We start from the raw sequence: 9,145 nt of genomic DNA on the forward strand, positions 1-9,145 counted from the left end.
GCCTCTCTCTGCTTGTATCTATCCTCTTCTTTTCCCTTTATAAAATGTGTAACATTATATATTTATTCTTGTTGAAACAAAGATTGATTCAAATTTCTTGAATCTAAATAAAATTAAAAAGTTTAGGATGTTTTTTTACGTGCAAGGTCATGAGAAGTATTTACATTAGAATTATCCTTCGTTCGTAATAAGCTAATTCCATAGCCTAGTAAAGCTCCGATGAATGCCGGAACGATCCATCCTAATCCAGCATCATATAAAGGTAAGCGAGAGAATAAAGAGTTTATCGCATCAACTTTCAGATTTGCTGCATTCAGTCCATCAAAGATACTTACAATAAAAGTGAATAGTAAACTTACTTGATATACTTCTGATCTCCCTTTAAACAATCGGTGTAGAAACGTTAATACAATTAGCATAATCGCTAAAGGATATATTGCTGTTAATACAGGTACAGATACGGTAATCAGCTCTGTTAAGCCAAGATTAGCAATAAGAGCACTGAAAGTAGCTAAAATAACAGCAAATGTTTTGTATGATATTTGTGGAAATACTTTATGGAAGTAAGATGAACATGCTGTAGTAAGTCCAACACTCGTCGTTAAACAAGCTATAGTGATCATCAATCCTAATAATAAATTTCCTAAAGAACCGAAGTAGTAATTTGCTACTTTTGATAAAACTTCCCCGCCGTTTTCTAAATGTCCTAATTTAGAAACACTAGAAGCACCCATGTATGCAAGTGAAGTGTAAACAGCAATTAATACGACAGCGGCAATGATGGCTGCTTTTATACATACACTTATAATCTCTTTTTTGTCACTTACACCTTTCTCTTTGATGGAATTAATAATGATAATACCAAATACGAAAGCTGCGAGAGTGTCCATTGTTAAATAGCCTTGCTGAAAGCCTTTGAAGAAAGAATTTGTAACAAATTCTTGTGTTGGTGCTTGAATGTCACCGATTGGCTTTATGACAGCGGTAACAACTAAAATACCGATAAATGTCAATTTAATTGGAGTTAAAAACTTCCCGACAACATCAACAATCTTTGTAGGATTTAAAGAGAGTACACAAGTAATACCGAAAAACAGAATAGTGAAAATAATTAAAGGTAAATGACCACTATTTTCTCCTACAAATGGTTTTATACCTATTTCAAAAGATACGCTTCCTGCTCTAGGTAAAGCAAAAAGAGGACCAATTGCTAAATAAAGAATAAATGTGTATACACTCGCAAACAATGGGTGTACACGACTTGCCATTGCTTGTAAGTCGTCACTACCTGAAACACCAAGTGCTAATACACCAAGTAGTGGTACGCCAACTCCTGTAATTAAAAATCCTGCGGTTGCAATCCATACGTTACTTCCGGCTGTTTGTCCTAACATAGCAGGGAAAATTAAATTACCTGCTCCGAAGAAGAGAGCAAAAAGCATAAGCCCAATCACAAAAATATGTGAAGTTTGCACTTTTTTTGTCACGAAAAAACCTCCAAATTTAAATATTTTGAATTTTTTACACAAAGATACAATACAAAGTCATTTTTTGTCGAATCATTAACGATGATAACAAAAATAAATTATTATGCAAGACAAAAATGAATTTTTCGTAAATTTATTTTGTCCGTTATTTTTATTATATAGAAAATTTAATTAATTACAATTGTTAAGCGCTTTCTTTTAGTAGTGTATCATATGATATTTTATGGATGTTATTATTTTTATATAACAAATAAAATAATAAATTAAATATTCAATAAAAACAAGAGTATATTATTCAGAAAATATAGAATAAAAAGTGAAATTTGTGATATTATGGGTAGGGATTTTGTTACTTAAACATTTAAATTATTGAGCAGGAAGTTTAATTTTACGTATTGTTCATGATTTTTTGGATTAATTTGTATTTACTGAAATGAGAAAGGGGGAAATAGCATGAAGCATTATGTTTGTACAACGTGTGGTGTGCAATACGAACTTTGTGAAGAATCGCCTGCAAGTTGTTTAATTTGTAATGAGGAACGTCAATATGTAAACCCTTTGGGGCAATCATGGACAACGTTAGAGAGCCTACAGGAAAGTAAATCCTATAAGAATGAGATTGTAAAAGAAGTAGAAAATTTATATAGCTTAACAACAAGTCCCAAGTTTGCAATTGGTCAAAATGCTTATTTAGTTCAAGCTAATAAGTATAATGTGTTATGGGATTGCATTACTTATATTGATGAGGAGACTGTAGCAAAGATAAATGAGTTAGGGAGAATTCATGCAATTGCTTTATCGCATCCACATTATTATTCTACACAAGTAGAATGGGCGGAACGATTTGATGTTCCTATATACATTCATGAAGATGATAAAGAATGGGTGATGCGCCCAAGTAATCGTATCATATTCTGGTCTGGAGAATCTTTAAAACTTTCCGAGGATATTACACTGTATCGTTTAGGCGGACATTTTAATGGTGGCGCTGTTTTACATTGGAAATCTGGAGATGAAGGAAGAGGAATTTTATTAACTGGGGATATTATTCAAGTTGCTGCTGATCAAAGATGGGTAAGCTTCATGTATAGTTATCCAAATCTAATTCCATTGCCAGCAAGTAAGGTGAAAGAGATGGCTAAAAGAGTAAAAGAATTAAAGTTTAATCGTTTGTATAATGCATTCCATCGAATTGTGAAGGAAAAAGCAAATGAAGCTGTTCAAAAATCAGCGAAAAGATATATTGACGCACTTGAAGGGAAACTCATACATAAATAAAAAAACTATTCATCTAACTACTAAATGATAAGCTTTTTAGGGAGTGTGGATATAAATATTTAGCACAAGTCATTATTAGAAAAGATAAAAGAAATCAAGTGTTAAAAAACAAAAAGTAAAACGCAAAATCATTTAGATTTTGCGTTTTATTATGTGGAAGAGACCACTTTATTTCTTTCTTCTTGGTCTCCGTACTAATTCGCCTCCACAATTTGGACAGACATGATGTGTGTTCTCTGTACAAGGCAGGCAAAAGGTACATTCATATACACAGATGTATGCTTCTGAATCTCCTTGCAGAGAAGTATTACAAGTTTGACAGTTTGTTTTCATTTCTAGCGCCATGGGATGTCCCCCTTATATAGTAAAATAACTTTCATAATCATATCTCTAATTAGAAGTTGTTTTTCTTTTATTAATTGTAACGATAAGAACACTCACTACAATGAGTGCAGCTCCAATGAAGAATGTAGTTTTTAGCTTTTCGTGCAGTAGTAACCATCCGAGAAACGCTCCAACAATAGGTTGGAAAAAGAAAAAGAGGGAGCCAATTCCTGCATCCATTAATTCCATACCTTTGTTCCAAAGAAAAAATGCACCAGCAGTTGAAATGATGCCAAGGTATAAAATCCCTAAAATTATAAATGTGTTAAGACTTTGTATGCTGTTAGATTGTAATTCCCATATCATGCAAGGTGTAATAAACAAAATCGCAAAAAATATCGCATACGTTGTAATGATTAAGGAAGAAAAACGTTGCGAGGCGATTTTGACGTAAATAGATAATAATGCCCACGTAATAGCAGCCCCGACTAAAATGAGTGTTCCGGTGAAATACGTTCCAATTTTTATATCCCATCCGATGACAATGATAACACCTAAAGTTGCTAGGACTACGGAGATGAACTTGCGAATGGTAATACGTTCTTTTACTATTATTCTTGCAAAAATGATCATAAAGGCTGGTGTTGCTGACGTTACTAAAGAACCTGTATGTGCATCGGACAATTTTGTCCCAATAAACTGAAATGTAATGGAGACAAAATAACCGATAAAACCGATCCAAGCAAATAATAACCAATCTTTTTTCTTGATTGAAATTTTTGTTTTCTGTTTTTGCTGTGTTATTTGTAAAATCATAAATAAAATCGCAAAAGCAATAGCGAAACGTAACCAAACAAGCGTGAGCGGGGGAACAAAGTCTAGTACGTACTTACTAACAACGTACATGCCACCCCAAATGCTTGCAGCAAGGGATAAACAAAATGCACCAAATAATGAATGTTTCATATCATATGACCTCCGTCTATTTTTAGGATTAGAGAAGTTATCCTTAAGACGAAGCATTTTAATCTAGAGGATTTATAATGCCCGCCTTAGAGACGGATTACTGGTTGATCATTTTCGAATAAGTTGTTGTAATACATCGCTATTCTCCTTTCTATCCTTAGTAAGTTTCTTTTACTTGATGAATTGACAAATTTAAACGATAGTTGCCGAAGATTAAAATTTCATTTAATAAATTATGTAAGTTTTCTTGGGAGTCTATTTGTACTTTAAGTAAATAACATCCTTCACCACTTATTTTATGGGCTTCTACAATGGAATCTTTATTTGTGATGAAGGATGTGAATTTTGCATGTTCATTTGTCTTCATAAAAACAGTAATAAAAGCTGTATACTGCACACCTAATTTGGGGTAATCTACTAAAATGGTATACGCTTTTATCAATCCCTCATCTTCCATTTTTCTAATACGGTTTCCAACGGCTTGACCTGTCATATGAATGCTTTTTCCAATATCCTTCCACTGTATTCGTGAATTTTTCTTTAGTAAATCAAGAATTTGCAAATCTGTTGAATCAATCATGGCTTCAAACCCTTTCATGGTGAAATCATATGACGTTAAAGTCTTTCATGAGAGTGTTATCGCGAATTCAATAAAGATTTATAATAAGATTATAACTTAATTTTCAAAATATTGGAGGGCTAATAATGAAAATAGGGCTTGTATTAATCGATATTCAGAATGATTATTTTCCAGGTGGAAGATGTGCATTACATGAACCATTAAAAGCAGCAGAAAATGCAAAGAAAGTGTTAGATTTCTTTAGAAAAATGAATTTACCTGTATTTCATGTGCAACATATTTCAGTACAAGAAGGGGCTGCTTTTTTTCTTCCGAATACAGATGGTGTAAAAATTCATCCTGATGTAGCACCTCTTGAAAATGAATATGTTGTACAAAAAAATTATCCAAACAGTTTTCGGAAAACAAATTTACTAGAGTTACTTCAGCGAGTAGGGATTGAACACTTGGTGATATGCGGAATGATGACGCATATGTGTATTGATACAACGGTTAGAGCTGCTAGTGATTTGGAATTTGGATGCACAGTAATTGAAGATGCTTGTACGACAAAGGATCTCGTATTTAACAATGAAAATATTCAGGCTAAACATGTGCATACGGCATTTATGAGTGCTTTAGATAACATGTTTGCGAAAGTAATAGAAACAGAAGAGTTTTTATTAAGTAGAATGTAATAGGAAAAAGAAGCTATTCTACGGCATGTAGAGCAGTAGAATAGCTTCTTTTTTTGTTTGGGAGAAAATGAATCTTAATATTTTCATAAAATGTTCTTTTTAACCATAACGTTTGACTGTACAGTTTATGTATTGTATGATGTCTTTAACATATATGGGGAGGGAAGGTCGTTGGGAAGGTGTACCGAATCGGACAGTTGGCTCACATGGCTCATGTTTCGAAACGAACGATTGATTATTATACGAATCTAGGTATTTTGAAAGCGGAGCGATCTCAATCTAATTATCGCTACTATGACGAAGCAGCAATTGAAACATTACGTTTCATTGAGAGATGTAAAGAAATGCATATACCGCTTTCTGAAATTAAGGATAGGATCGAGGAGAAAAAAAAGCTGCTCGGTGTTAATGAAAACGTTTCGGAACAAGTAAATGATGTAACAGAGCGTATCCACCGTTTGGAGACGGAATTAGTAGAATTAAAACCGTTATTAGATGGGTTAACAGATTCACAGCGCGAAAAACTAACGAAACATTTATCAACTCAAACGACAGCTTTAATACAATCTCTTATCTTACTTTTATAGTAGGTAGAGCTATCCACCCTTTTAATTTCTGTATAGCGCTTTATTTTCTAAATTTAGAGAGTAAAAGAAAGCAATTATTCATACAGGAGGTGGACACCTTAGTTTTCGAACTAAGGGGGATTCTTTGGAAATATTTAATTTAGTTATGATTGCGATTTTAATCGCGTTTACTGGATTTTTCGTGGCAGCAGAGTTTGCTATGGTGAAGGTGCGTTCAAGCCGTATTGACCAACTTGTTGCGGAAGGAAAACGAGGCGCATTAGCAGCCAAAAAGGTAACAACAAATTTAGATGAGTATTTATCGGCGTGTCAGTTAGGAATTACCATCACAGCTCTTGCGCTCGGATCGCTTGGAGAGCCTACGGTTCATCGTATCTTACAGCCGTTATTTCAAGATCTACATTTCCCAGAAACGGTTGCGAATTCAATATCGTACATTCTTGCGTTTGCAACAGTTACCTTTTTACATGTTGTTGTTGGTGAGCTAGCACCGAAAACAGTAGCAATTCAAAAAGCAGAGACAATTACAATGTTGTTTGCAGCACCGCTTATTATATTCTATAAAATCATGTTCCCGTTTATCTGGATGTTAAATAAATCAGCGCGTCTTGTAACTGGTTTATTCGGATTAAAGCCAGCTTCTGAGCATGAAGTAGCACACTCGGAAGAAGAATTACGTTTAATTCTTTCAGAGAGCTATGAAAACGGTGAAATTAACCAGGCGGAGTATAAGTATGTAAACAATATTTTTGAATTTGATAATCGTCTTGCGAAAGAGATTATGGTGCCGCGTACAGAAATCGTTGGTTTCTATCTTGAAAATTCAGTAGAAGATCAAATGAAAATTATCCGAAGTGAAAAGTATACACGTTACCCAATCTTTGGAGAAGATAAAGATGATATTATCGGTATGGTGAATGTAAAAGATTTCTTTATTCGTTATATGAAAAATGAAAAAGAAGATCTATCATCTATCCGAACGCTTATGCGTCCTATCATTGAAGTAATGGAGACAATCCCAATTCATGATTTACTTCTGCAAATGCAGAAAAAGCGAATTCCAATGGCTGTTTTGTATGATGAATACGGCGGGACAGCGGGGATTGTAACGCTTGAAGATATATTAGAAGAAATTGTTGGAGAAATTCGTGACGAATATGATGAAGATGAGCATCCTCCGATTCATCATGTTGATGAGCATCATAAAATTGTCGACGGAAAAGTATTAATTAGTGAGATTCAAGATTTATTTGGATTACACATTGATGAAGTAGAAGTTGATACAATTGGCGGCTGGGTGATGACGCAAAATCACGAAATTCAAGAAGGGCAATTTGTTGCAGCAGAAGGATATGAATTTAAAGTTCTAGAAAAAGACGCACATCAAATTAAACGTATTGAAATTCGTAAAATAGATTTACAACAAGAAGAAGCAGCAACTGTATAGTTGCTGCTTTTTTATGTGTCTCAAAGTGTGAGAGATCAATTGATTTTTGTTTAAATGATTTAATATTCTTAATTATTTGGATATGTGGTAGAATGGAGATTACGTCTTTTAAAGTGAAGGGAGGAAAGGGTATGGATAAACAACAAATTATTGATGCGTACGATATACTAGCCAGTCATTATGAACATAGAGTCGATTATGAGAGTCCGTATAATACGGATTATGAACGTCCGGCCATGATGAGCCAGTTGCCTGATTGTATGAGAGAAATAAAGGTACTTGATGCTGGCTGTGCGGCAGGGTGGTATACAGAACAGTTTCTAAATCGGGAAGCAGATGTGACCGCGATTGATGTAAGTTCAGAGATGGTTGCTGCTACGAAGCGAAGAGTAGGAGAGAAAGCTGAGGTTTATCAATTAGACTTTGAAAATACGTTACCTTTTGCAGATTGTACATATGATAGCATTGTTAGCTCTTTAGCTCTTCACTATATTGCAGATTGGGAACGAACATTTGCTGAATTTGTGAGAATATTAAAGCCAAATGGAACATTTTTATTCTCCGTTCATCATCCAGCGATGGATATTCACCTGTCAGAGAAAAAAGAATATTTTAAGCGCGAATTGCTTCATGATAAATGGAAGAAAAGCGGTAAATATGTTGATATGTATTTTTATCGCCGGCCACTACAAGACATTATAAATGAAACGCTTCGTCATTTTGAAATTGAAAAAATTGTAGAGCCTATTCCGACGGAAGAATTGAAAAGAAATTATCCATCATCTTATGAAAAGTTAATAAAACAACCAAGTTTTTTAATTATAAAGGCAAAGAAAAAGGAATCCTAATCAGATTCCTTTTTCTTTTGTTATTTTAGAAGTTTCAAAAGTGAAAAAAGAAAGAAAATAGATAAAATTCATCGCTTTCTTACAACTATGTATGTTATCATGACAACAGACTTTTAGGAAGAGGTGGAGACATATGTTACAAGCGTTACTTATTTTCTTACTGCAAATTATTTATGTGCCAATTTTAACAATCCGTACAATTTTGCTTGTAAAGAATCAAACGAAGTCTGCTGCTGGCGTTGGGTTGTTAGAAGGAGTCATCTATATTGTTAGTTTAGGAATTGTATTTCAAGATTTATCAAATATGATGAATATTGTAGCTTATGTCATTGGGTTTAGTGCTGGGTTGTTGCTCGGTGGTTATATTGAAAATAAATTAGCGATTGGATATATTACGTATAATGTTAGTTTACTAGAGCGTTGCGAAGAACTTGTGACCGCACTAAGACATGCAGGATTTGGTGTGACAGTCTTTATCGGAGAAGGAATTAATTCTGAGCGCTATCGTTTAGATATTGTAGCAAAGCGTTCACGTGAAAAAGAGTTGGTAGAGATTATTAACGAAATCGCACCGAAAGCATTTATGGCTTCGTACGAAATTCGCTCTTTCAAAGGTGGATATTTAACAAAAGCGATGAAAAAACGTGCGTTAATGAAGAAAAAAGATGATCAGGCATCATAAGAGAAAAGGCGAGGCTGAGGATAGCTTCGCCTTTTTTATATACTATTTTTTATGGCTCGTTCATCATTAGTAGTAGTTGTCTGTTTTAAAAAATGAAACAGGTGTCTTATTAAAAAATAGTTGTAGACTGAAAAGGTGTTTTCTGTACATGAAAGCACCTTTTGTTAACATAAAATCAATGTATCACAAAACCTTTAAAAGTTCCTTCAGAAGAACTGAAGGAACTTTCCATTCACATAATCATTGTTATCGGAAGTGAAAAGAACATC

Annotated in this window: 10 protein-coding genes; 6 read left to right on the forward strand and 4 right to left on the reverse strand. The window is 34.0% G+C overall.

All coding sequences use genetic code 11. The features are described 5' to 3' along the window. Positions 1-122: 122 nt before the first annotated feature. Positions 123-1,487: a branched-chain amino acid transport system II carrier protein gene (gene brnQ / locus LRP84_RS21860; RefSeq protein ID WP_302850633.1), complete on the reverse strand. Its 1,365-nt coding sequence runs from the start codon at positions 1,485-1,487 to the stop codon at positions 123-125. A gap of 453 nt (positions 1,488-1,940) precedes the next feature. Between brnQ and LRP84_RS21865 the strand changes: the two genes are divergently transcribed. Further along, on the forward strand, positions 1,941-2,765 hold the full coding sequence (locus tag LRP84_RS21865) for an MBL fold metallo-hydrolase (RefSeq protein WP_230577012.1): 825 nt from the start codon (positions 1,941-1,943) through the stop codon (positions 2,763-2,765). Between the two features lie 168 nt (positions 2,766-2,933). On the opposite strand, the gene LRP84_RS21870 is transcribed toward LRP84_RS21865, so the two are convergent. From LRP84_RS21870 to LRP84_RS21880, 3 genes are all read right to left on the reverse strand, one after another. Continuing rightward, the gene (locus tag LRP84_RS21870) at positions 2,934-3,110 is read right to left on the reverse strand and encodes a DUF1272 domain-containing protein (RefSeq protein WP_230577013.1); all 177 of its coding nucleotides are present in this window, start codon (positions 3,108-3,110) and stop codon (positions 2,934-2,936) included. A gap of 45 nt (positions 3,111-3,155) precedes the next feature. Beyond that, positions 3,156-4,055, reverse strand: a complete 900-nt coding sequence (locus LRP84_RS21875) for a DMT family transporter (protein WP_230577014.1) — start codon at positions 4,053-4,055, stop codon at positions 3,156-3,158. A 157-nt stretch (positions 4,056-4,212) separates the two neighbouring features. Further along, complete coding sequence (locus LRP84_RS21880; RefSeq protein WP_230577015.1) at positions 4,213-4,635, reverse strand: Lrp/AsnC family transcriptional regulator; 423 nt, start codon at positions 4,633-4,635, stop codon at positions 4,213-4,215. A 125-nt stretch (positions 4,636-4,760) separates the two neighbouring features. Between LRP84_RS21880 and LRP84_RS21885 the strand changes: the two genes are divergently transcribed. The 5 genes from LRP84_RS21885 (at position 4,761) to LRP84_RS21905 (ending at position 8,876) form a co-directional block, all read left to right on the forward strand. Then, the gene (locus tag LRP84_RS21885) at positions 4,761-5,312 is read left to right on the forward strand and encodes a cysteine hydrolase family protein (RefSeq protein WP_230577016.1); all 552 of its coding nucleotides are present in this window, start codon (positions 4,761-4,763) and stop codon (positions 5,310-5,312) included. Between the two features lie 179 nt (positions 5,313-5,491). Further along, complete coding sequence (locus LRP84_RS21890) at positions 5,492-5,899, forward strand: MerR family transcriptional regulator (RefSeq protein WP_230577017.1); 408 nt, start codon at positions 5,492-5,494, stop codon at positions 5,897-5,899. A gap of 124 nt (positions 5,900-6,023) precedes the next feature. Beyond that, positions 6,024-7,346: a hemolysin family protein gene (locus LRP84_RS21895; protein WP_230577018.1), complete on the forward strand. Its 1,323-nt coding sequence runs from the start codon at positions 6,024-6,026 to the stop codon at positions 7,344-7,346. Positions 7,347-7,477: 131 nt separating this feature from the next. Beyond that, positions 7,478-8,194 carry a class I SAM-dependent methyltransferase gene (locus tag LRP84_RS21900; RefSeq protein ID WP_230577019.1) on the forward strand — a complete coding sequence of 239 codons (717 nt, stop codon included), beginning with the start codon at positions 7,478-7,480 and terminating at the stop codon, positions 8,192-8,194. Between the two features lie 133 nt (positions 8,195-8,327). After that, the gene (locus tag LRP84_RS21905; protein WP_154711020.1) at positions 8,328-8,876 is read left to right on the forward strand and encodes a DUF2179 domain-containing protein; all 549 of its coding nucleotides are present in this window, start codon (positions 8,328-8,330) and stop codon (positions 8,874-8,876) included. Positions 8,877-9,145: the final 269 nt, after the last annotated feature.

This window comes from Bacillus rhizoplanae (assembly GCF_917563915.1).
Taxonomy (GTDB): Bacteria; Bacillota; Bacilli; order Bacillales; family Bacillaceae_G; genus Bacillus_A; species Bacillus_A rhizoplanae.